The 23,669-nt window shown below is 64.5% G+C and carries 17 protein-coding genes; 4 read left to right on the forward strand and 13 right to left on the reverse strand.

Annotated elements, in window-relative coordinates:
• Nucleotides 1-14 precede the first annotated feature (14 nt).
• From glgX to imuA, 6 genes are all read right to left on the reverse strand, one after another.
• A complete protein-coding gene (glgX, locus tag AB3X96_RS18340; protein WP_368590780.1) occupies nt 15-2,111 on the reverse strand; it encodes a glycogen debranching protein GlgX in 2,097 nt (698 codons plus the stop codon).
• Nucleotides 2,101-4,596, reverse strand: coding sequence for a glycogen/starch/alpha-glucan phosphorylase (locus tag AB3X96_RS18345; protein WP_368590781.1), 2,496 nt, complete (start codon nt 4,594-4,596; stop codon nt 2,101-2,103). Before AB3X96_RS18345 ends, glgX begins: the two co-directional genes overlap by 11 nt.
• Nucleotides 4,597-4,882: 286 nt before the next feature.
• Nucleotides 4,883-5,842, reverse strand: a complete 960-nt coding sequence (locus AB3X96_RS18350) for an SOS response-associated peptidase family protein (protein ID WP_368590782.1) — start codon at nt 5,840-5,842, stop codon at nt 4,883-4,885.
• Between the two features lie 48 nt (nt 5,843-5,890).
• Nucleotides 5,891-9,040: an error-prone DNA polymerase gene (locus AB3X96_RS18355; RefSeq protein WP_368590783.1), complete on the reverse strand. Its 3,150-nt coding sequence runs from the start codon at nt 9,038-9,040 to the stop codon at nt 5,891-5,893.
• Nucleotides 9,041-9,072: 32 nt separating this feature from the next.
• A complete protein-coding gene (locus AB3X96_RS18360) occupies nt 9,073-10,542 on the reverse strand; it encodes a DNA polymerase Y family protein (RefSeq protein WP_368590784.1) in 1,470 nt (489 codons plus the stop codon).
• Complete coding sequence (gene imuA, locus AB3X96_RS18365; RefSeq protein WP_026228047.1) at nt 10,472-11,179, reverse strand: translesion DNA synthesis-associated protein ImuA; 708 nt, start codon at nt 11,177-11,179, stop codon at nt 10,472-10,474. Before imuA ends, AB3X96_RS18360 begins: the two co-directional genes overlap by 71 nt.
• Before the next feature lie 84 nt (nt 11,180-11,263).
• Here imuA and AB3X96_RS18370 point away from each other — a divergent pair, with 84 nt between their 5' ends.
• The 4 genes from AB3X96_RS18370 (at nt 11,264) to dctA (ending at nt 14,364) form a co-directional block, all read left to right on the forward strand.
• A complete protein-coding gene (locus tag AB3X96_RS18370) occupies nt 11,264-11,548 on the forward strand; it encodes a hypothetical protein (protein ID WP_368590785.1) in 285 nt (94 codons plus the stop codon).
• A gap of 30 nt (nt 11,549-11,578) precedes the next feature.
• Nucleotides 11,579-11,986, forward strand: coding sequence for a GFA family protein (locus AB3X96_RS18375; RefSeq protein ID WP_368590786.1), 408 nt, complete (start codon nt 11,579-11,581; stop codon nt 11,984-11,986).
• Nucleotides 11,987-12,091: 105 nt separating this feature from the next.
• Entirely contained in the window at nt 12,092-13,060 is a 969-nt protein-coding gene (locus tag AB3X96_RS18380; RefSeq protein WP_368590787.1) for a LysR family transcriptional regulator, read from the forward strand.
• Nucleotides 13,057-14,364 (forward strand): C4-dicarboxylate transporter DctA, encoded by a 1,308-nt coding sequence (dctA, locus tag AB3X96_RS18385; protein ID WP_368590788.1) that lies wholly within the window; start codon nt 13,057-13,059, stop codon nt 14,362-14,364. The genes AB3X96_RS18380 and dctA overlap by 4 nt, the downstream gene beginning before the upstream one ends.
• A gap of 40 nt (nt 14,365-14,404) precedes the next feature.
• Here dctA and AB3X96_RS18390 read toward each other — a convergent pair whose 3' ends face one another.
• From AB3X96_RS18390 to AB3X96_RS18420, 7 genes are all read right to left on the reverse strand, one after another.
• Nucleotides 14,405-15,187 (reverse strand): substrate-binding domain-containing protein, encoded by a 783-nt coding sequence (locus AB3X96_RS18390; RefSeq protein WP_368590789.1) that lies wholly within the window; start codon nt 15,185-15,187, stop codon nt 14,405-14,407.
• Between the two features lie 43 nt (nt 15,188-15,230).
• Complete coding sequence (locus AB3X96_RS18395) at nt 15,231-16,526, reverse strand: MFS transporter (protein WP_176365802.1); 1,296 nt, start codon at nt 16,524-16,526, stop codon at nt 15,231-15,233.
• Nucleotides 16,527-16,722: 196 nt separating this feature from the next.
• Nucleotides 16,723-19,422 carry a CoA-binding protein gene (locus tag AB3X96_RS18400; RefSeq protein ID WP_368590790.1) on the reverse strand — a complete coding sequence of 900 codons (2,700 nt, stop codon included), beginning with the start codon at nt 19,420-19,422 and terminating at the stop codon, nt 16,723-16,725.
• Nucleotides 19,423-19,432: 10 nt separating this feature from the next.
• Nucleotides 19,433-20,737 (reverse strand): ATP-grasp domain-containing protein, encoded by a 1,305-nt coding sequence (locus AB3X96_RS18405; protein WP_368590791.1) that lies wholly within the window; start codon nt 20,735-20,737, stop codon nt 19,433-19,435.
• 561 nt (nt 20,738-21,298) lie between these two features.
• Nucleotides 21,299-21,709, reverse strand: coding sequence for a GFA family protein (locus tag AB3X96_RS18410; RefSeq protein WP_368590792.1), 411 nt, complete (start codon nt 21,707-21,709; stop codon nt 21,299-21,301).
• Nucleotides 21,710-21,885: 176 nt separating this feature from the next.
• On the reverse strand, nt 21,886-22,200 hold the full coding sequence (locus AB3X96_RS18415) for a high-potential iron-sulfur protein (RefSeq protein WP_176108846.1): 315 nt from the start codon (nt 22,198-22,200) through the stop codon (nt 21,886-21,888).
• A 91-nt stretch (nt 22,201-22,291) separates the two neighbouring features.
• On the reverse strand, nt 22,292-23,566 hold the full coding sequence (locus AB3X96_RS18420; RefSeq protein WP_368590793.1) for a c-type cytochrome: 1,275 nt from the start codon (nt 23,564-23,566) through the stop codon (nt 22,292-22,294).
• Nucleotides 23,567-23,669 lie beyond the last annotated feature (103 nt).

The raw sequence follows: 23,669 nt of genomic DNA on the forward strand, positions 1-23,669 counted from the left end.
TGATTTGGGTAACTTCAGCTCGCTTCTTCCAGGACCACGACACTGCGCGCTTCCACCCGACATTGCTCGCTTTCGATGACGCCCTGCTGCGCAACTTGCACGATGTCATGCGGACTGTCGCGCGCGGTATCGACGATACGCCGCCAGTGCCGCGCGTCTGGCGCGGGCAACTCGACCGTGCGCGCGCAATCGCTCATGTTGAACACCATGTGCAGTGCCGGCTCGCCCGGCTTTTCGCCGCCCAGCGTGACGGCGAGAAGCCGCGCGCCGGCATCGTGCCAGCCGGGCTCGTTCAGGCGCTCGCCATGCCATGCCACATCCGGCCGCGTTTGCCCGGGCGATGGCCGGCCGGTCAGGAAATTTTGCCGGCGCAAACTTGCGTGGCGCATGTGCAGCGCAATCAATTCACGCACGAAGCGCGACATGGCCGAGCCGGTTTCAGTGGGTGTCCAGTCGAACCAGCTGAGCGCGTTGTCCTGACAATAGGCGTTGTTGTTGCCGCGCTGGCTGCGCAGCACCTCGTCACCGGCGAGCATCATCGGCACGCCCTGGCTCAGGAACAGGATGGCCATCAGGTTGCGCGCCTGGCGCAGCCGCAGCGCGAGAATCGTCGGGTCGGCGGTCTCGCCCTCGGTCCCGCAGTTCCACGACAGGTTATTGGAGCTGCCGTCGCGATTCCCGTCGCCATTGACCTCGTTGAGTTTCGTCTCGTAGCTCACCAGATCGATCAGCGTGAAACCGTCGTGGCACGTGACGAAGTTGATGCTGTTGTCGGGCAGCCTGCCGCCGTCCGCATACAGGTCCGAACTGCCCGCGATGCAGGTGGCGACCTCCCCGATCAGGCCCGGGTCGCCGCGCACGAAACGGCGAATCACGTCCCGATAGCGGCCGTTCCACTCGGCCCACGCCATGCCGGGAAAGGCGCCGACCTGGTACATGCCGGCGGCGTCCCACGCTTCCGCGATCAACGGCACGTGCGCAAGCACACGCGAAGACTCCATCGCCCAGGGCAGCGGTGGATCGGCCATCAGCTCGCCGTGCTGGTCGCGCGCGAAGACACTCGCCAGATCGAAGCGGAAACCGTCGACGCCCAGCTCCTCCACCCAGTATTCGAGGCAATGAACGATGAACGCCGTCACCAGCGGATGGTTGCAATTGACCGTGTTGCCGCAGCCGGTGTAGTCCCGATAGCGACGCCGGTCGGTCTCGTCGAGGTGGTAGAAAATATCGTTGACGAGGCCCTTGAAGTTGATGACGGGTCCCGTCTCGCCGGCTTCCGCCGTATGGTTGAACACGACGTCGAGCAGCACCGCGATGCCCGCGGCGTGCATCGCGTCGGTGAGCGCGCGAAACTCCTGCGGCGCGCGCGCGGGGTCCAGGCAGTAGCGAGGATGCGGGCTGTAGAAGCTATGCGTGCTGTAGCCCCAGTAGTTGATCAGGCCGAGGGCTGCCGTCCCGGGCGGAACGTCCTGCTCGTCGAAGGCCATCACCGGCAGCAGCTCGACGTGGGTCACGCCGAGTTGCGTGAGATACGGAATCTTCTCGATCAGGCCGGCGAAGGTGCCGGGATGCTGGACGCCGCTCGACGGATGACGCGTGAAGCCGCCCACGTGCAACTCGTAGATGATCGCGTTGTCGAGGCCGCGCGAGATACGGTTGGGGGGCGCGCGCAGCGGTTCCGTCACGATCGCGCGGTGCGTGGCGTGCGCGGCGGGATTCGGGTTGCCGGCCCCACGCCGTGTCCACAGAACGTCGCTGACCGCGCGGGCATACGGATCGAGGAGTTCGCGTTCGGGATCGAACGCGGAGCCGCCGGACTGCGTATCGCGCGGACCATCCACTCGCCACGTGTAGTGCGTGCCGAACGGCAGTCCTTCCACCATCACATGCCAGAAGAAGAAGGTTCGATTCTCATCGGTACAGAGAGGGATGATCTGAAACGGCTCGGGGCTGTCCGCGGCCTCGTACCGCAATAGCTCGACGCGCGTCGCGTGGCGGCAGAAGATGCAGAAATTGATGCCCCCGGGCACCGCGCTGACGCCCGTCGGAAACCGCGAGCCGGGGCGAACCGCGTGAGCACGCAGCAATGCCGTTTCAGGGTCATTGATCAAGGGTGATCCTTATCGGGCAGATCCTCCAGATCTTCTTGCAGTATTCGCCGATGGCCCGGTCGGAGGAGAACTTGCCCGAGCGCGCGGTGTTCAGGATCGACATGCGGGTCCAGCGCCGCGTGTCCTGCCACGCGGCGCTGACGTCGTCCTGACGCGCCACGTAGGCGGCGTAATCGGCGAGCACGAGAAACGGGTCCGCGTGCAGCAGATTGTCGATGAGCGGGCGGAACATTTCACGGTCGCCGCGCGAGAAATGACCGTCGGCGATCAGTTGCAGCACTTCGCCCAATTCCGCGTTGTCCTTCACGTAGTCCGCGGGGTGATAACCCGTGCGCTTCACTCCTGCCACTTCGTCGGCGGTCAGGCCGAACAGGAAGAAGTTTTCGTCGCCGACTTCTTCGCGGATTTCGACGTTGGCGCCGTCGAGCGTGCCGATCGTCAGCGCGCCGTTCATCATGAACTTCATGTTGCCGGTGCCAGACGCCTCCTTGCCGGCCGTCGAAATCTGCTCGGACAGATCGGCGGCGGGGTACATGAAGTGGGCATTCTTCACATTGAAGTCCGGATAGAACACGACCTTCAGCCGGCCGTTCACCACCGGGTCGTTGTTCACGACCTCGGCAATGCCGTTGATCAAACGGATGATCAGCTTGGCCATCACATAGCCGGGCGCGGCCTTGCCGCCGAAGACGAAACAGCGCGGCGTCAGCGCCAGTTGCGGATCGCGCAGCAGGCGCCGGTACAGTGTGACGATCAGCAACGCGTTCAGATGCTGCCGCTTGTATTCGTGGATGCGCTTGACCTGCACGTCGAACAGCGCGGCAGTATCGACGCCGATGCCCGTGACGCGGCGGATATGCTCGGCGAGCACCGCCTTGTTCGACTGCTTCACGCTACGCCAACGCTGCTGGAACGCGGCGTCGTCGGCATAGGCTTCGAGCTCGCGCAATCGCGCGAGATCCGTGACCCAGCCAGCGCCGACGGTCTCGTCGAGCAGCCGCGCGAGCCCCGGATTGCAAAGCAGCATGAAACGGCGCGGCGTGACGCCGTTCGTGACGTTGTGAAAGCGCTCGGGCCACAATTCGGCGAAGTCCCGCAGCACGGTCTGCTTGAGCAGGCCGGAATGCAGTTCGGCCACGCCGTTGATCGCGTGGGCGCCGACGGTCGCGAGATGCGCCATGCGCACGAGCTTGTCTCCGCGCTCGTCGATCAGCGACATGCGTGCGAGGCGCGCTTCATCGCCCGGAAAGCGTTGCCGGACCTCGTCGAGGAAGCGCCGGTTGATCTCGTAGATGATTTCGAGCAGGCGCGGCAGCAGGTTGCGCATCAGCGGCAGCCCCCAGGTTTCGAGCGCCTCGGGCAGCAGCGTGTGATTGGTGTACGCGAGCGCGCGCCGCGTGATGTCCCAGGCCTCGTCCCACGGCAGCTCCTTGTCGTCCACCAGCAGACGCATCAGCTCGGCGACCGCGATCGACGGGTGCGTGTCGTTCAGTTGCACATTGAACAGATCCGCGAAGTGTCCGAGCGGTTCGCCCTTGATTTCGAGCAGGCGCAGCATGTCCTGCAGCGAGCACGACACGAAGAAGTATTGCTGCGCGAGACGCAGGCGCTTGCCGATCTCGGGCTCGTCGTTCGGATACAGCACTTTCGATAGCGTCTCGGAGATGACCTTTTCGTTGACGGCCTCGTAATAGTCACCGGCGTTGAAGTCTTGCAGGTCGAACGACTCGACCGCTTCGCTTTTCCACAGCCGCAAGGTGTTGCAGGTGTTGACGCGATAGCCCAGCATCGGGATGTCGCACGCTACGCCTTTGATCTGCCGCGTGGGTGTCCAGCGCACACGCAGGTGCCCGCGTGCATCGGTTTCGTTGTGCGTGCTGCCGCCGAAGCCGACGTAGTACGCCACCTCGGCGCGCACGATCTCCCACGGATTGCCTCTTTGCAGCCACTTGTCGGTGGTTTCGATCTGCCAGCCGTCGCGAATCAGCTGGTCGAAGATGCCGAATTCGTAGCGGATGCCATAGCCGATGGCCGGGATTTCCAGCGTCGCGAGCGAATCCAGATAGCAGGCCGCGAGCCGGCCCAGCCCGCCATTGCCGAGCCCCGGCTCCTCCTCGATCTCGAGCAGCGTATCGAGGTCGACGCCGAGCGAGGCCAGCGCTTCACGCGCGTTGGCCTCGATGTCGAGGTTGGCGAGGTTGTTGCCGAGTTGCGGGCCGATCAGGAATTCGGCGGAAAGGTAGCAGGCTACGCGCGCATCGCTGACGGCGTAGGTCTGGACGGAGGCGGCCCAGCGCGCCAGCATGCGGTCGCGCACACTGTAGGCGAGCGCCATGTACCAGTCGTGCGGCGAAGCGATGGCCGGATAGCGGCCGAGCAGGCACAGCAGATTGTCGAGCACGCCGCGCTGCAGCGCGGCGGCGCTCAGGCCGGTGCGCGCCGCATCCATGCTTTGCGGCGTGGTCGTGGTGGGAGCGTCGTCCATGGAGCTTTCCCCCGGTGCGTGCTGCGCGTGAGGTTCAGAAGGGCCAGACCCAGTCGGCGACCTCGGCGCGGTCCGTGGCGTGCGTATGCGCATGGTGCAGGGTGGTGGGCGCGTTGCGCAGGCGCTTCGATGATTGACGGGGTCCCGATGGCACCTGTTCGCGAACCTCTGCGACCGGGTATTTTTGCCAGCCGACGAAGATTCATAACGCAGAATATGTTACTGCGCGAAGATTGCAAGCATGATCCGACACCGTATTGCGCGGCCCGGAAAACCGCCTCTGGCATCAGGCTGCGATCCGATGTTCGTAGAACGGCCGGTCCCGATCGTCGAGAATCGCGTACAGCGCTGCCAGATCGCGCGGATCGGGATTCAACCACGCGTCGATATGCTCGGGCTTGATCGGAATGATGCAGCGATCATGGCCGGCGGCGGCAACCTCGGGCGGCGGATCATCGGTGATGGCCGCGAAGGACAATAGATCGGGCTCGCATTTGCCGCTCCAGCGGGACCATAAGCATGCGACCAGCATGTCATGGGGCGGGTTGGGGCTGAACTCCAGCCGGACATTTTCATCTTTGTCGCCGGGCGCCAGTTCACGGCCTTCCATCCGCGCGCGCGATACGTTCTCATAGAACGAACTGGCCAGCACGAGTCCGTGCGAGTAGCCGAATAGTGTTTTCCAGAAACCTTCGAGACTGTCCCGGCGAGCGTTGTACGTGCCCGGATAGCGGGTGTCGTACGATGCCGGCTTGCCGGCGAGGCGGCACTGATAGCGCATCGGCTTGACCACGCGCTGGCCGTTTTCCATCACCAGTACCGGCGCGTAGTAGCCTGGAAAGATGCGCGAGTCGGCTGCTTTGGGATCGACCCGGCGGAGGTCGTCGAGCCGTTCGAGCGTGCGGTCGATCTTGTCTTTGGCGATCCGTTGGCTCTCGGTCGCCGCCTTGGTGACTTTGGTCTGCAAGGAGCGCTCGGCATCGGCGAAGCGGGTGCGCTGTTTGAACAGTTCCTGTTCGAGCTTCACGGTCTGCTGCGACCGGAAGCGTTCGATCAGCGCCCAGACTTCCCGTTCCGCGTCGGACTGCGGTTCCGAGAAGGCGTCTTCCATCGCTTTGGGAATCCTGGCCTGACTGTCCTCAGCGCGTTCGAAGAAAAGCCGCGCGAATTCCTCGATGCTCATCTGCGCGCCGAACATGCGGACGTAGCGCCGGTAGTCCGCCAGAATCTGAGCCGAATAGCACATGGATGCCCTCCGTTTGCTGTTCCGATGATACGCATTCGCGCGCTCGCGTCAGCAGAAGTTTCTGCTCGTCGTTTGCAACTTGCCCAGCAGATGGGACATATCGACGAGCCGCTGCGCGACGAGGTGCCGTACTTCTCCCTGACACTGCCACGTGCCGTACACGGCGAGCAGCGTGGCGCCCAACGCTTCCTTGCGCTGTTTTTCGAGCAGGCCCGGCCAGATGATCACGTTGACGTTGCCCGTCTCGTCTTCGAGCGTGACGAATACGACGCCCTTGGCCGTGCCAGGTCGCTGACGCACCGTCACGAGTCCACAGGCGCGCGCGAGGCGGCCGTCGCGATAGGTCCGCAGCGTCGAGGCCGGCATCAGCCGGTTCGCGAGCAACTGCGGCCTGAGCAGTTCCAGCGGATGACGATTCAGCGTCAGGCCGAGCGAGCGGTAGTCGGCGACGATGTCGTGCGCTTCGCTCGGTGCGCCCAGTTCGGGCGTTTCGTCCTGAGTCGCCGCGGCCGCGAGCATATCCTTGTCCGGCACCGCGGCGACCGACTGCCACAGCGCTTCGCGGCGGTTTCCCGCGAGCGCTGCCAACGCATTCGCGTCCGCGAGCGCATGCAGGTCTTTGCGGTCGAGCTGCGCGCGGCGCGCCAGATCGTTGACGCTCGCGAACGGACGAACCGCGCGCGCGTTCTCGATCCGTTCGGCGGCGCCGTCCTTCATGCCGCGCAGCAGCGAAAGACCGAGCCGCACGGCAGGGCGCATCGCCCCCGCACGCGGTTCGAGCGAGGAGTCCCAGCCGCTCACCGTCACATCGACCGGCAACACCGTGACGCCGTGCCGCTGCGCATCCTGAACCAGTTGCGACGGCGAATAGAAGCCCATCGGCTGGCTGTTCAGCATCGCGGCGAGAAAGGCCTCGGGTTCGTGACACTTGAGCCAGCTGCTCGCATAGACGAGCAGCGCGAAACTGGCCGCGTGACTTTCGGGGAAGCCATATTCACCGAAGCCCTTGATCTGCTCGAAGATCGCCTCGGCGAAGGCCTGGTCGTAGCCGCGCTCCTGCATGCCGAGCACGATGCGGTCATAGTATTTTTCGAGCCCGCCCTTGCGTTTCCACGCGGCCATCGCGCGCCGCAGCTGGTCGGCTTCGCCGGCCGTGAAGCCGGCCGCGAGAATCGCCACCTGCATCACCTGCTCCTGGAAGATCGGCACGCCGAGCGTGCGGCCCAGCGCGGTCTTCAACGCGTCGCTCGGATAGGTGACGGGCTCGAAGCCCTGGCGGCGCTGCAGGTACGGATGCACGGCGCCGCCCTGAATCGGACCCGGCCGCACGATCGCGACTTCGATCACGAGGTCGTAGAACGTCTGTGGCCGCATGCGCGGCAGCATGCTCATCTGCGCGCGCGATTCGATCTGGAACACGCCGACCGTATCGGCGGCTGAAATCATCGCGTAGGTCGCGGGATCTTCAGACGGAATGTCCTGCATTTCGAAACGTTCGCCGCGCTGTTCCGACACGAGGTCGAGTGTGCGCCGGATCGCGGACAGCATGCCGAGCGCGAGCACGTCCACCTTCAGCAAGCCCAATGATTCGAGATCGTCCTTGTCCCACTCGATCACCGAGCGGTCGGCCATCGCCGCGTTTTCCACCGGCACGAGCCGCGTGAGCTTGCCGCGGCTGATCACGAAGCCGCCCGAATGCTGCGACAGATGGCGCGGAAAATTCAGCAGTTGCGCGGCGAGCTTCGCCCAGGCCTGAATCAGCGGCTTGTCCGGATCGAGGCCGGATTCCGCGAAGCGCGCGAGCAGATCCTGGCGGCCATCGAACCAGTGATGCGACTTCGCGACCGCATCGACGATCTGCGGATCGACGCCGAGCGCCTTGCCGGTTTCCCGCAGCGCGCCACGCGGACGATAGGTCGACACCGCCGCCGCGATCGCGGCCCGGTCGCGGCCGTACTTGCGATAGATGTACTGGATCACTTCTTCGCGCCGCTGGTGCTCGAAGTCGACGTCGATATCGGGCGGCTCGCCGCGCTCCTTGCTGATGAAGCGCTCGAACAGCATGTTGCCGCGCGCGGGGTCCACTTCGGTCACGCCGAGGCAGTAGCAGACCGCCGAGTTCGCGGCCGAGCCGCGCCCCTGACACAGAATGTGCTGGCTGCGCGCGAAGCGGACGATGTCATAGACGGTCAGGAAATACGGCTCGTACTGCAGGTCCGCGATCAGTTCGAGTTCGTGCTCGATCTGCTGCTGCACGTGATGCGGGATCCCCGCCGGAAAACGCCGCTGCGCGCCGATATAGGTCTCCTGGCGCAAATACGAGGCCGGCGTATGGCCGGGCGGCACCAGCTCGTCGGGATACTCGTAGCGCAGCTCGTCGAGCGAAAACGTGCAGCGGCTCATGATGTCGACGGTCGCGGCCAGCGCGTCTTCCGGGTACAGGTTGGCGAGCCGCAACCGCGAGCGCAGATGCTGCTCGGCGTTCGGCGCGAGATCGTAGCCGCACTCATGGACCGGCTTGCCGACCCGGATCGCGGTCATCGTGTCCTGCAGCGGCTTGCGCGAGCGCACGTGCATCACGACTTCGCCGAGCGCGACGACGGGCACGTCGCGGCTCTTCGCGACGAATTCGACCGCGCCGCGATGCATGTCGTCCATCGCGCGTTGATGCAGCACGAGACCGACCCATGCGCGGCCGGTGAAGGTTTCGTCGAGCCATTCGACCTGCGCGTCGAGCGCGTCTTCGCTGGCTGGGAAATCCGGCACCAGAATCGCGAGGCAGTCGGGCATGCCGAGCAGGTGGCGATAGTCCTTCTCCGGGCGCGACAGATCCTGCGGCGTGAGCCGGTATTCGCCCTTGGGCGCACGCATGCGCGCCAGCGTGATCAGCTCGGACAGATTGCCGTAGCCGTTGCGGTTGCGGGCGAGCAGGATCAGGCCGAAGGCCGGCGAACCATCGGCATTGACGAGCCGGAAATACGAACCGACGATGAACGGCAGCTTCGCTTCCTTCGCCGCGACATGCGCGCGCACGACTCCCGCGAGCGAGCATTCGTCGGTGATCGCGAGCGCGGAGTAGCCGAGTTGCGCGGCACGCTCGGCCAGTTCCTCAGCGTGCGACGCACCGCGCAGAAACGTGAAGTTGGAAAAGCAGAACAGCTCGGCATACGCCGGCAGCATCGTGAAGGTGGTGTCCATGGCCGTTCATCCGCGCATATCAGCCGCGCCTGTCAGCCGAACAGGCCATGAAGGAACCAGCGTTGCTCTTCTTCCGCGTCGCGGCTGCTCACGCGTTCGCGGTAGATCCAGTAGCAGCTCTGGTCGTCCGCCTGCGCGACGAAGTAATCGCGCGTGACGAGTTCGCCGTCGAACCAGCCGCTCTCGATACGCTCGCCCGGCGACACCATGCGCAACGGCGAGCCATAGAACGGGCGGTGCTGGCGCATCAACAGACGCACCGGCGTATCGAGCATCCACGTCGGGCGCGGCAGATTCTGCGGCAGCGGTCCGGGTTTGACCGGCTGCGACACCGGCAGCCAGCGGTTCGCGATCTCCGGGCGATGATCGGCGCTCGGCGCGGGTTTCAGCACGTTCTCTTCGCCGAGCCGCGCGACCAGCAGTTCGAGCAGGCGCTCGTGGTCTTCCTGCGAGCCGCCCGGTTCGGGAAACAGCGTGTCCGACGCGGGCGCGGCCGACTCGACGTTCGACGCATCGAGCCGCAACGCAATCACGGGCGCGGCGAGCTCGATACGATGCAGCCGTTCCTTCAGCAGCCGCATCAGATGTTCTTCGCGCCAGGTCGGCTCGCCGAGCGCGATGTCGATCGTGGTCGGCTCGATCGCATTGCGGCCGCGCTCGTGTTCGAGCGACAGGCGAATGCCGCTGACCGCGAGCTGCTTCGCGCACAGCCATCCGCACAGTTGCACGACGAGCCGCTGCGCGCCGAACACCGCGCCATCCGCGTGTTCGAGCCGGTCCGGCATCTCGATGCGCGCCGAGAACGTGGGCGGCAATTCGAGCCAGTCGAACAGTTCGGGCGCGGTCCCGAACGCGCGGTCGAGCGAGTCGAGCAGATGTTCGCCGCAGCGGCGCTGCAAGCCGGCGCGGGGCAGGCGGCGCAGATCGGCGATGCGCTCGCAACCAAGGCCCGTGAACCAGTCGGCGAACGGGCGGACTTCGGGCACGGCGAGCATCGGCAGCGCGCAGAGGCGCTGTTCGAGCGACGCGAGCTTCAGCACGCGGCGGTTGCCGAACTTCGCGAGCAGCCACGCGCCCTGGCCGGTCGGCGCGGCGCTGATGCGCGCGGTGAAGCCGAGCGCATCGAGGATGGCCTTGGCGTCGCGACACAGCGCGAGCAGGCCGCCGAAGAGCCGCAGACTCGCGCCGATCTCGACGACCACCGTCGCCTCATCGAGCAGCGCGACTTCGGGTGAGAAGCGCATCAGTGCGATCCCAACCTCGCGATGAGCCGCCGTTTCGCGGCCGCTGTCGCGCTCGTACATTGCCGTTTCCGGCGACAGCGTCAGCACGCCGCCGCGCTTCATGCCGGGACGCACGCCCGCCGAGCGCGCGGCGGGATCGGCCATGACCACCTTGTCTTTCTCCAGCACCGCGCAGCCATGCGCGGGCTCAGGCGACCACTTCGGTCTGAAGACCTCGAGCGGCAACTTTGGCAGATGAACGGCGAGAAAGACGCGCATGTCGGGAAAGCAGAACGGGTGTGGGTTGAAGGGGAATCGACAGGGGCTCTGCGCGAGCGGGCCCTCGTCGTTTCACGATGTCGATGGTGAGACCCTCGGCCGATGGCCTGAGCGCGAGCCGCAGCAGCGCGGGCGACGCGTCCTGCGCGGTGGCGAGCGGCCGCACCATGATGAAAAGCGTCTCCGACGACTGCGCGGCCAGATGCAGGCGGCGCAGCGACGACGCCTGCGCGTATTGCGCCCAGAAGATCAGCGCGCCGCAACTGCCGGCGCGCAGGATCTGCTCGGCGGACCACAGCGCGTCGGCGGTTTTCGGCGCGTTGATGCGCAGCACCTGCTGCAGCGACAGGCCGATGTAGTTGAGCCCGAGGCCGTCCGGCGTGTGCGGCGGCTGCACGAAGGCGACCGGACGCTCGCCGACGGCGCTGAGCGCCGGCTGCAACAGCCGCAGTTCGCCGACGCCGGCCTGCTGCACCAGCAGATCGACCAGCGCGCCGAGCGGCCAGCCGCCGCCGGGCAATTCCGCCGACAGGGCCGGATAGCCGGTATCAACGCTGCGGCCGCGGCCAGCGCCAAGCTGGGACGCCCGCCACAAGGACGGGTGAATGGCTTCCGGTGCTGGCAGGGCGGTTGTCATTTGCGAAAATACCTGTATGGATATACAGTATCCTACATCGTTTTCAAGATATGGCGAATAGGCACTTTTTTCGGGAGCGGATGAATGGACATGCGAGTGCGCAAGCCGGCCGGGCATCCGATGCCCGAGATCGCGGCGTTCGTGGCCGAACTGAAAGCGGCGTTCGGCGAGCCGGGCATCGATGAAGCGATTCGCCGCGGCAAGGCGGGCGAGCCGAGCTTTCATGCTCGGGAAAACGGCCGCTCGGTGGGAACGGCGCGGCCGACCGAGGCTAACGTCTGGCGCGTGGATCGCGCGGTGCGCGACCGCCACTACTGCGAGGGTTGCGACGGCTCGTGCGTTGGCAGCACGAAGTCGTGCCGTCCATAATTGCAGCGGCCCTTAACCTCGGAGAACCCCATGCTGCGCACGTACCTCGGAAGTTGCCATTGCCAATTCGTGAAGTTCGAGGCTCGCATCGATTTCGACAAGGGCACGTCGAAATGCAATTGCAGTTATTGCAGCAGGCTGCGATTCTGGCATGTGCAGGTTCGCCGCGAGGACTTTCGTCTGCTTTCGGACGAAGCCGCGCTCAGCGAGTATCAGGGGAAAAATGCGGTCGCGCATCATCCGTTCTGCCGGCGCTGCGGGGTCCATGTATTCGATCGGATCGATATGCCGAACGGCACGGGGTATCCGTATATCAACGTGAATATCATGTGCATCGATGAACTCGATCTCGATGCGGCGTTGAGTGCGCCCGTGACTTATCGCGATGGGTTGCACAATGACTGGGGCAATCCGCCCGAGCAAACGCGGCATCTTTGATCGCTGCGGCCCCATCGAAGCCTTCGGATACGAGCATCGTTCGAATGGAGGGGACCTCTGCTGAATAATGCAAAATAGTCGGTTTCCAAGATGCGGAGACCGGTCGTGGGCGTCAACTTCGACTTGAACGACTTGCAGGCGTTTCGCGCGGTGGTGGAACTGGGCAGCTTCCGCAAGGCCGCCGAGGCGGTGAGCATTTCCCAACCGGCCTTGAGTCGTCGGATCGACAAGCTCGAGGAAGCGCTCGGCGTGCGTCTCTTCGAGCGAACCACGCGTAGCGTCACACTCACAACTGTCGGCCGCGTGTTCGCCCCGAGCGCAGAACAACTGCTGGATGACCTTGACATCGCACTGCTCGGCATTCGCGATGTTTCATCGAGCCGCCTGGGTCATGTGACTATCGCGTGCGTGCCATCGGTGGCGTACTACTTTCTGCCGAGTGTCATCGCGAGCTACCATCGCCGCTTTCCACGCATCCGGGTCAAGCTTCTGGATGCGAGCGCCAACGAGGTGCTTGGCGCCGTCATCAGCGGCGAGGCTGATTTCGGCGTGAGCTTCATGGGCAGTCAAGAGTCCGAGATCGAGTTCAAAGTCCTGCTGCAAGAGCGGTTCGTTGCTGCTTGCCGCCGCGATCATCCCCTCGCACGCAAGAAGCGCGTGACCTGGACCGAGCTTTACGAGCACGATTACGTCTCGGTCGACAAGACTTCCGGCAACCGTCTGTTGCTCGACCAGGCGCTCTCGAGCGTCGCGCCACGTGCGCCGAGCGTCTGCGAGACGCGACACGTGACGACCATGCTCGGGTTAATCGAAGCGGGGCTCGGCGTGGCCGCCGTGCCGTCGATGGCCATGCCCGGACATGACCACCCGATCCTCACGAGCGTGCCGCTCGTCGAACCGGTGGTGAGACGACGCGTGGGAATCGTAAGACGGCGCGGACGGCCGCTCACACCGGCCGCCCAGGAGTTTCATCGGACGATCATCGAGATGAAGCGCGCCGGAGCCGCAAGCGGTGATGCCATGGGCAATAACGTAACGGCGACAGTCAAGACAAGAAGGAAGACCGCATCGTGAGGATGGCAAGACCGCTTCGTCCGCTCTATGTGCAAGTCCTGCTGGCCATGGTGCTCGGCATGATCCTCGGCCATTTCTGGCCGGCAACGGGCGCGCTGCTCAAGCCGCTCAGCGACGCGTTTCTCGGGCTCGTGCGGATGATGGTCGCGCCGATCGTCTTCTGCACGATCGTCTCGGGCATTACGTCGCTCGCCAGCGGGAAGACCATCGGACGCACGATCATCCGGGCGCTGGCGCTTTTTTATTGCCTGACGGCCGTCGCGCTCGTGTTCGGACTCGGCATCACGTTCGTGCTGCGACCTGGCGCGGGCATGCACATCGACGTACATCATCTCGATTCGAGCATCCTCGCGCAATATACGAAGCACGCGCAGGCGGGCGGACTCGTGGCGTTCGGGTTGAGCGTGATCCCGGAGACGATGCTCGGGGCCTTCGAGAAGGGCGAGGTGCTGCCGGTGCTGCTGCTCTCGCTGCTGTTCGGCTTCTCTCTGAATTCATATCCGCAGGCCGGCCGGCCCGTGCTGGCGCTCATCGACGGCGTCGCCCAGATCCTGTTTCGCGTCCTCGCAATGATCATGCGGCTCGCTCCGCTCGGAGCGTTCGGCGCGATGGCGTTCACGGTGGGCCGCTTCGGCATCCGCTCGGTCGGCTCGCTTGGCATGCTGATGGTGTCGTTCTACGTCGCATGCGTGATGTTCGTTGCGCTGGTGCTCGCGCCGCTCGCGCGGCTGCACGGTTTCGCGCTTTGGCGACTTCTGCGCTACATGCGCGAGGAATTGCTCATCGTTCTCGCGACATCGTCGACGGAGCCGGTGCTGCCGCGTTTGATCGGGAAACTGGAGGCGCTCGGTTGCGACAAGGGCGTCGTCGGGCTCGTGCTGCCCGCGGGCTATTCGTTCAATCTGGACGGCACCGCGATCTATCTGACGCTCGCCTCGATGTTCATCGCTCAGGCGTGCGATGTGCCGCTATCCGCGTCTCAGACCGCGACGATGCTCGCCGTCATGCTGCTCACTTCCAAGGGCGCGGCCGGCGTGTCCGGCAGCGGGCTGGTCGCGCTCGTCGCTACGCTCACGGTGATTCCGGACTTGCCGGTTGCCGGGGCCGCGCTGCTGGTGGGCATCGACCGCTTTATGTCCGAGGCGCGCGCGCTGACGAGCGTCATCAGCAACGCGTGCGCAGTGATCTTCGTTTCGATGTGGGAAGGCGCGTGCGATCGAGCACGTCTCGCACAGATGCTCAGGGCGCCCGAGCCAGCCCGCCCGGACGTCGCGAATGATTCCGCGACAGACGCCTTGCGGTGACGGGAATGCTGGCTGAGACAAGCCTTCTCGTGGTTCTGCCTCAATGTGCCAGGACGGAATCGAGCCCGGTCGATTTCACTTCCGCTTGTACATCGGGTGAAGCAAGATAGTCGAGAAGCGCTTTCGCTTCCTTCGGATGCCGCGCACCGACGGGAATGCCGGCGGCGAAACGCGTGACGGACTGCAGAGACTCGGGAATCTTGCCGACGAACGTGGCGCCCTGGACGGGCAGCAATTCGCTCACCTGCTGGAAGCCGATTTCGTAGTCCCCGTTTGCCACCACCGACGCCACCGGAATCCGCGGGATCATCTTCGCCTTCGACCTGACCTGATCCTCGATGCCCAGCTTCTTGAACAGCTCTCGCTCGATATAGACGCCGCTCGCGCTGTCCGAGTAGGCGATCGACTTCGCCTGCAACAGGGTCTGCCTGAGGCCCTCTGGGGAGCCGATGTCGGGCTTCACCGCCCCTTCGCGCACGACCATGCCGATGCGCGAATCGGCCAGCTCTACCCGCGATCCGGGGATGACCTTGCCTTGCTTGATCAGCTCGTCGAGTGCGTAGCCGACCATGATGACGGCGTCCGCAGGCTCGCCGCGCTCGAGCCTGTTGGGGATCGCTTCGGGCGATTTGCCCATCGAGGGCCCGAGCGAGGTGTCGAGCGTGTTGCCAGTCTGGGACGCGAACTTCGGGCCGAGCACCTTGTACGCGGCGGTGAAGCCGCCGGAGCTCATGACGTGCAGGTCGGCGGCCTGCACGTTCGCCGCGGCGGCCGAGCCTGCGACGAGCGCCGCGGCGCAAAGTTTCAGAAGCAGATTTTTCATGGTCATGGTCGTGTGCGGTTGCGATGGATGCGGGGCAAGCGCATCAGTGCGCCGGCGTCAGCGTTACTGCGCGGCGGCGATAGAGCGCGAACGTCGCCAAAAGCGCGCACGCTGCGGCGAGGCTCATCCAGTATCCGGGCGCGGCCTTGTCGCCAGTCATATGAATGAGCGCCGTCGAGATCGCGGGCGTGAAGCCTCCGAACACGGCCGTCGCGAGGCTGTAGGCGAGCGAGAACCCGGCAACGCGCACCTGCACCGGCATCACTTCCGTGAGCGCGACGACCATCGCGCCGTTATAGATGCCGTACATGAACGAGAGCCAAAGGAGGACGAGCAGCATGTTGACGAAGCTCGGCGCGTGAGCGAGCAGCGACAGTGCCGGGTAGGCGGTCGCGATGGCGAGCACCGTCATGGCGACGAGGAGCGGCCGGCGGCCGAGCTTGTCGGAGAGCGCCCCGCCGATCGGCAGCCACACGAAGTTCGATACGCCGACACACAGCGTCACGAGCAGGCTGTCGGCGGTGCTCAGGTGCAGGACCGTCTTGCCGAAGGTCGGCGCGTAGACCGTGATGAGGTAAAAGCTCGTGGTGGTCATCGCCACCAGCATCATGCCTGCGACGACGACGGCCCAGTTCTGGACCAGCGTGCCGAATACTTCCTTCATGGTCGGACGATGTTGGCGCGCCTTGAACTCCTGCGTTTCCTCCAGATTGCGACGCAGCATGAAGATGAACGGCACGATCATGCAGCCCACGAAGAACGGCACGCGCCAACCCCACGCTGCGATGGCCGATGCGCTCAGCCACTGATTGAGCCCGAAGCCGAGGCCCGCGGCGACGACGATCGCCACCTGTTGGCTCGCGGACTGCCAGCTCGTGAAAAACCCTTTGCGGCCGGGCGTGGCCATCTCGGCAAGATACACCGACACGCCGCCCAGCTCCGCGCCCGCCGAGAAGCCCTGCAGCAGCCGTCCGAGCAGCACGAGCGCGGGCGCCAGAAGTCCGATCGTCGCGTAGCCCGGTACGAACGCGATCAGGATCGTGCCGCTCGCCATGATGGAAAGCGTGACGATGAGGCCCTTGCGGCGGCCGACGTCGTCGATGTAGGCGCCGAGCACGATCGCGCCCAGCGGGCGCATCAGGAAGCCGGCGCCGAAGACGGCGAACGTCATCATCAACGAGGCGAACTCGCTGTGGGCGGGAAAGAAAACGTTGGCGATCTGCGTGGCGTAGAAGCCGAACAGGAAGAAGTCGAACTGCTCCAGGAAATTCCCGGCCGTTACACGGAAAACCGTGGCGGCCTTCGAACGTCCGGTGGAAAGGTTAGACGAGGGGTGCATCGAGGTGTCTCCTGAAATCTTGAAAAGACGCGGTGGTCCGGCCGATTGTGGTTTTGGCAATATTGGCCTGGAGGCGGCAAAACGATAAGTGCAACTTTCGGAACGATTGATGTTCTGCCGTTATCAATCGCGGCCCTGCCGTCGCCACCGCGCCGCGCAACCCGAGCACGGCGGCGGCCGTCAGAGGCCTTTTTTGTCACGCAACGAAGTGGCATTGGGAAGCGGCCGTGCGCGTATCCATATTGCGTCCGCGGTTCAGGTGATCGTCAATTTCAGCAGCGCAGCCGAGCATGCGCGGATAGAGAAAGATCGTGAACGCGGCCGTTTCGAGATCCGCCTCGCTGAACGCTCCGCGCCTGAGCGGCTTCCACAGCATCTTGAGCAGCAGCGCGGCGATCACTGCGTCGACATTGACGCAATAGACGTTACGCGACACGCCGGCATCGAAAAGCGCCTGAACGAGCGCGCGGTAATACGCATGGAATACGTTGTACTCTCCGCGAGCTTCATAGAGGTTCGCTATGAAGACCTCGCGCGGGTCGTGATTCACCGGCTTGTCTTTGAAGACCGGATGATTCACACCCGGAAGTTTCGCGATGTCGAGACTGCCCGCATGCTTCTGGCGTGCCTTGTACTGCGCGTAACGATCGACAGAGCGGCGCGCGAGCGCTTCCAGGTCGACGGCATGGTGCGCATCGGAAGGATCATCGAGGCCGCTGTCGCGGAACGCCTCGTTGAGGAACGCAATGCCTTCATAGCCGTTGCCGCCATGCGTATAGCCGGTGTGTGTGAGGAACCCCGCGAGCGCCTTGTTCAACTGCACGCGCTCGGGGCTCTCGGGGCCGTCTGCGGATACCGCGCCCTTTGCGCCCTGTGCCGAAATCGCGCCTGGTCCGTTTGTCAGCAACAAGCCGGCGAGCGTCCTGAAGGCGAACAAATCGTCGGCGGTGGGTTTCAGGTTGAGGAGCGCCGCGAAAGCGATTTCGGTCAGGGTGCGCTCGCCAAGCAGTTCTTCGGTGGCGAAGCCGCAAAAGCCCTCGGAGCTGTGGCGCGAAGCATCCGCCGAAGCGCCGATCATCGTGCCGAAGAGTTTCGTCCACCACGGCAGACTTTCCGCCGTCAGGCGCGAGATGCGCTTGCGCATGAGCGGACCCCAGGCGAGCGTCGTCGTGATGGCCGCGAGCACGGCTTCCGAACGCGGATGTCCCGGGCCGCGCGCCAGCCACCGGATGATTGCGGAACTCACGCCGCGCGCGGCGAGCGCCGCGAGCATCGCTTGCGCTTTCGGGTCGGGTTCATCGGAGAAGAGCGCCGCGCTGCCGGTGGTATCGACGGCATCGGTATCGAAAGTCTCATCGAATGCGTCCGTGAGCCTGGCTGCCGCGAAGCGGTCGATCATGAGTGCTGCCGCCTCACGCGCGGCGCGCTGACGAATCGGCCCGACGATCGCCGCCGCGGCCGCGAGCACGGCGTTGGGCGCATTGCCCGCCTCGCGCGAAGCCTGCGCGGCCGCCAGTTCCGGCGTGCCGTGCAAGTTCACCGCCGCGCCAACCGCCACGTCGATGAGCTTCGCGTCGTTCGCTCCGCCCAATTCGTGCAGTAGCGCGAGACAGACATTCGCTTCGAGCGAGTGGGTCGCCGCTTCGAGCATCGACACGCCGTGCAGGCTGCTCACCTGCGATCTCGCGTCCATCTGAGAGGCGCCCGAGGCATCCTTCAACGGCTGGCGCGGCGGGACCGCGCCTATGTGGCTGTTCACCCGCGCCACCTGCTCGTTGTACGGCGCGATGGCTTCCACCACAGGCAGGGCCAGTTCATCGGGCAGTGCGAGACCCTGATCCGAGCCAAACCACGGTTTGAGCGCAAGGCTGCCTTCGGGCTCGAAGTCGGGCATCGTCGCGTTCTCGCGCATCACCGCCGTGAGTGCCGCCGGAATGTGCGCGATGTTCGTCACCACCGCGCCCTTTGCCGAGCAGCACGGATCGTCCGGCGTGAAGAGCCGCTCGACGCCAAACTTCTCCATGAACCAGCGCTCTTTCGCGCGCGCATCGTCGGCGCCGCCCGCCATTGCGCCCGCGTGGCCCACCGCACGCGTGAGACGGCTCTTCCAGCGTCCCACCACGCACGCGACGACCGGTTTCGTGAATGCGGCGTCGGCCTCGTAGTAGCCGCCCGGCTCGCAGTACAGCACGGCGGCCTTGCTGCGCGCGTCGTTGGCGAGGGCGAAGGCGAATTCCGGCGCGGCATAGTGGATGTAGACGTCCTTGCCGCTGGAGACCACGGTCGACGAGCCCCAGCCGCTCATGCGCAGATATTGCGCGATGGTGGTGCTGAATCCGCCCGAGTTGGAAAAGATCGCGATCGAGCCCTGCCGCAAGGTCGCGCCGGGATCATCGCCGCCGAGCGCGCCGCCGATGCGCACGCGCTGCCACGAATCTGCGACGCCCAGTCCGTTTGCACCAAAGATGTCGATGCCGGCCTGCTGGCCCATCGCGCGAATCTCCCGCGCGTCGTGCACCGAGATCTTCTCCGTGATGATGAAGATCTTGCGCAGATCGGGATTCACGCGGATCAATTCGGCTACGCCGTCGCGCGCGGCCGAAGGCGGCAGGTACACGACGCCGCAATTGAACCGGTGCCCGGCTTCGAGGCCTTCGCGCACGTTGTTGTAGACGGGGATATCGCCCGCGGGAGTTGCGAGCACCTGTCCGCCTTTGCCAGGCGCCGTGCCGAACACGACGTTCGCGCCCGAAAAAGCATGGCTCACCGGCGTCACCTCCGACGACTCGCCGCCCAGTATGTTGAGCACGCATACCCGGTCTTCGCGCGTGGCGATCTGTGCGAGCGACTGGATGCCTACGAAATACCTGAAATGATTGATGCCTTGCTTGACCACGTCTATCTCCTTATGCCACGTGCGTTTCTGCTTGCGGGTGCGCCTCGCGCGCGCCGATACGCGCCGCGACCTGCGCGCGTCCGCCCGATTGCATCCACGCATCGGCCTTGCGTGCGTACTGGATCACTTCGCTGATGTCGGAATCGAACCCGAAGAAGCGATAGGGCAGGCCGAGCGCATCACAGGTGTCGCGCAATGCGGACATGCCACGCACGAGGTTCGGGCCGCCGCGTCCGAGGACGACATAGAGCGGCGTCGGACCGTGCTCGCTGAAGTGCTCGCGCAGTGCATCGGCCATCGCGCGCAGGGTTTCGTATATGTCGGTGTTGTTGGACTTGCCGCCGATGATGAACAGTACGTTGGACTGCTTCAGCCAATGTCGGAAGCAGATGCGCGCCACTTCCTTCATCTTTTCGTAGGGCGGATTGCCACCAAAATCCGACGAGATGATGGCCGCGTCGCCCAACATCTCCGTGACGAGCGAATTGGCTCCGCCGCCGAACGTGGGCGCGAGGATCGTTCCCTTGTCGTTGATCACGTAGACATCGCTTTGACCCTGGTGAGTGCGAAGCTGATTGATCTCCTGCTCAAAGTCCGAGTAGTCCGCGGCGAACAGGTGAGCGGGCAGGCCGAGACGGGAGAAGCGCGGGTCGTCGCGATCGAATCCACATTTGAAGTCGCAGGCCACCGGAATGAGGCGCCCCTTCTTGTCCTCGCGCATGCGGATCGGATTCAGTTCGAGCGTCGTCATGCCGAAGTCGTGAAAGAGCTCCCAGAGCTTGGGCAACTGCTGCACGAGCGGAGAAATGATCTCGCGCGGCGCACCGATCTCGCTCAGCGCATTGGCGACGACGAACGCTTTCAGGCCGGTCAACGCATCGAAGGGCACCATTGCGACGTGCCTGGGATCGACCTCCTCGATATCCATGCCGCCCCTATGCGAGAGCGTCATGGTCGGAGCGCGAAAGCGGGTGGAATCGGTAATCGAAAAGTAGACTTCGTGCTTGGCTGGTACTCCGGCTTCGAACGTCACGCCGTTCGCCTTGGCCCTTACGTGCCCCACGATATGCTCGGCGAAGTAGAGGCGCTCTTTCTCCGCAAGCGCGGTCTTGAGATCGGTCGCGCGGCCGAGCAATCCGGCCTTGCCCTTTTTGCCCACGCCGCCCTTGAATACCGGCTTGATGAAGATCTGCTTGTGACGGTCGATCAGCGACTTGATCTCTTCCTCGCTCGCCCCGGGCCCCAGCACTTCGCTGGCCGGAAATCCGACAAATTGCAGCAGGCGCGCGCCGTGCAGCATTCCAGTGATTTGCATGTAGAAGTCTCCTGAATTTTCCTGCGATATGAACGGAAAGCGGCTTTGCATGCGACCAGTGCTGCGCTTCGCTCGCAGCAGGTGCGAGCGAAACCCGCGTCGTCGAGCGCGCGTGCTTGTGGCAGCGGGAATCAACGGCGACGTGTGTCGTGCAAAAGATGCGTCGGTGCGCAGCGCCGCGAACGTGACTCGAGCTCGCGGTCGGATGCGCTGATAGGAACGGCGTCACGCGCTTGTAGGTTCTTCTTCTAATGCGCTGTTCTTTTGAACCGTTTTCTCGGGCTTCTGTGACACATAGTTGCGCAAGAAGACCAGGAGTAGAAGTGCGATTTTTGGAAGCATTGATGCATGGGCGTTATCAATGCCAATGCTGCGACCGCGTGAAGGCAGGCCTTGATGAGGCTTTTTGACGTGAGTGAGGTATTCCACTCCGTTTTGATTGCGTCTGATCGTGATGAAGTGCAGGGGATACGGACAGTGACAGCGCTCGTAGTTTTACGAAGATCTTTCGAGTCCAACTAGCCGAATCAAGCCAATCCGGTTTCCCTGCAATTGCGCCGGTCAGGGGGCTCTTCGCGGATGGTGGGGCATGTCCGGCAGGTGGGCGTCCAGTCGATGGCGTTCCGATGTGAACTGAGCGAACTCGGGGTTGAATCTGGAAGGATCATCGAGCGTGCCGGCGTAGAGCGTCACGATGTCCGGCGCGTGATGGGGCGTACCGAATAGCAGGCTGCCGCAATGAGGGCAGAAGTTGCGCGTCGTCGGCATTCCGCTGCCGCCGATTTTCGTATAAGGCCTGATTTCACCTTCGAACGAAAAGCTGGCGGCTCTCACCACGACGACCGGCAAACCCGCGGAACCGGAAGCGCGCTGACAATCGCGGCAATGGCAGATGAGTTGCGCGAGTGAATCACCGTGAGCTTTGTATTGCACCGCGCCGCACAGGCAGCGCCCCGTCCAGGGAGTTGACATCGATCTGCTCCGGTTCAAATGTGCTCGCTGTTTGTTCGGGAGACTAAGAATACATGCGGCGGACAGTAGCTTAGCAGAGCTCCAACGTCGTTCAGCAATCGCATCGAATCAGCGAGCGAAGCGTCGGCGGATCCGTCGCGCGTGCGCCGTTTCGCGGCGCACCCACGGACCAGCGCTCAAGCTCGTGGCGCATAGACGTTGCACCAGCCTTCAGCGGCAACGGATTTGCCGGGGAACATCGGGCACGGTCCGGCGGCCTCACCCGCTGCGCCGGTATAGAAACGACAGTTCGCGCAGGTCTGGCCCGCGTGGTACTTGGGGAACTTCGCGGCGTCGACGCTGCTCGCTTTCGCACGATAGCCGAGCGAGCCGGCCGTGGCGTCGTTTTCATCGACGGGCGGCGGCGCGGCGAGCGCGAGGTCGGCGCTGGCGAGTGCGGCACACAGGCCCGCGGCCTGGAGGATGAAGTGTCTGCGATTGTGAGAGACCATGATGATGTCCTGAGAAAAGAAATGGGTCGGCCATGCCGCATCCCATTCGATCGAAGCGGCGTGGCATTGCAATGCAGGGCGATGCAACGTGTCAGTGGCGCGGTCCGGCGTTCAGCGGCGTGGTAGAGGATTGCGCGGCCTGCGCGGTCAGCTTCACGTTGCCGGTGTCGTAGCCATTCGTATAGAGCAGGAAGGCCATCAGATCGGCGTACTCCTCGTCGCTCATCTTGCCGGGATGATCCGCGGGCATGTTGGTCGACATGTACTGATAGATGCCGCCGATCGTCAGATGCGAGTTCGCCGCTGGCGCGAAAGCCGGTCCGATCAACGAGGGCGCCGTGTTGCCTTCGAGCTTTTCGCCGTGGCATTTCGCGCACGAATCGGCATATAGATGTTCGCCGTGGGCGACCTGCTCGTGATCGAACGATGGTGCCTCGGTTGTCGCCGCAACCTTGATGAAGCCGCCGGCGGCCGGCATGCCGCTCACGCGCCATACGTCCGCGCGCGGCGACGGCTGCGTCGGGCCGTCGAGATAGCGTGCGGGATTGCGCACGAGGCTCGCGCGAGTGGTCGCCGAACCGGTCGCGATCGTGGCTGGTAACGCCCAGTTGCGCGTCAGCGCCGCGAGCCGGCCATCGCTGCGCAAGCGCGCGAGCGCGCCGTCGATGCGCTTTTGCAACTGCTGCGTGCCGGGTCCCGACGCGAACACGAGATTCCAGTCGGCATAGGGCGATTCGGCGACGGCGACGTCGAAGTGCTGCTGCGGGTGCGCACGCCGATACGCCACCACGGCCGGGTACCAGACGATCGCGCGCTGGGCGCGTCCTTTCGCGACGGCGTCGACGGTCAGCCTGGAGGTGGTTTCCAGATCGAAGCGCGCGTTCTTCTGCTCGACCGCGATCAGTTGCGACGGGCTCGACCAGGTGGCCGCAATCGTGATCTTGCCGTCCGGTGCCGCGACGTTAGTGTTGGCCGCATGGTCGCCGGGCAGCGCAATGCTGACATAGCCGGAGTGAAGATAGCCCTGGGAAAAGAGTAGCTGGGAGTCGGAGCCGTCGGCCACGCTCGAACGCGGAAAGCCCGCGATCACATCGCAGTCGCGCTGCAGCGATTTCGACAGCTCGCGAGCGGAGATGCCGTCGTCGTCGCCGTTGTCGTCGATGCCGCGCGACGCGAAGGTCGCGGCGATGCCCGCGGTGCTCAACACCGCGCGTGCAACGGACTTGTCCAGCTCGGCCGAAGGGCTGCCGGGCATCGTGCATACGCGGACGCTGGATGGCGTCTGCGCCGCCGCATGGACGGCAACCTGCGCGGCGCCGGCGACGAGCGCGCTGGCGAGGGCAACCTGAGTGAGTCGAATGTTCATGATGGTGCGTTCCTGTGATGGCGGGAACACCGCGCCCGCCTGAACTGCGTGCGGGCGCGGAGAGATGCAACTGCGAGAGTCGGAGGTGCAGAACGATGCGGGT

It is taken from the genome of Paraburkholderia sp. BR13439 (assembly GCF_040948805.1).
Classification (GTDB): domain Bacteria; phylum Pseudomonadota; class Gammaproteobacteria; order Burkholderiales; family Burkholderiaceae; genus Paraburkholderia; species Paraburkholderia youngii.